The organism is Pseudomonas sp. PF05, from assembly GCF_056521845.1.
Genome location: NZ_JBWLPW010000090.1, coordinates 1 through 394 on the forward strand (window position 1 = coordinate 1; position 394 = coordinate 394).

The window sequence follows — 394 nt, forward strand, 5'->3', positions numbered from 1 at the left end:
GTGGTTGTTCCGCACTTCAGGCAAGCCCCGCATTCTCAGAAAAATCCTCGACTGCAAAAAAACCAACCCACAGGGCGAGCTTGGGCGTGGGCGTCCTTTCTCGGCGTACACCCTCGATCAGCTACCGGGTAAGACTGTAAAAATGAAAATCAAGTTAGCTCCTGAGGAAGCGCCCTACTTCACAGGTAAATGGGTGAAGTTCAAGAATGGATATAAACGCTGCATGGGTAAGAGCTTCGAGGATCAACATGCATTCTGTTACGGAAACCTCAAAGACTTCAGCACATTTCAAATGCCCGACGGACAGAAATGCACCATTTACCCCGGCTGTACGGAATAAGGCCCTACCCCGTGACTACGTCCCACTCAAAAATACATGCGCTGTTGCGTAACG

Annotated in this window: 1 pseudogene; it reads left to right on the plus strand. The window is 50.0% G+C overall.

The features are described from left to right. Positions 1-340: pseudogene (locus tag AC09SL_RS29560) on the plus strand (hypothetical protein); the annotation flags it as partial. Between the last annotated feature and the right edge of the window lie 54 nt (positions 341-394).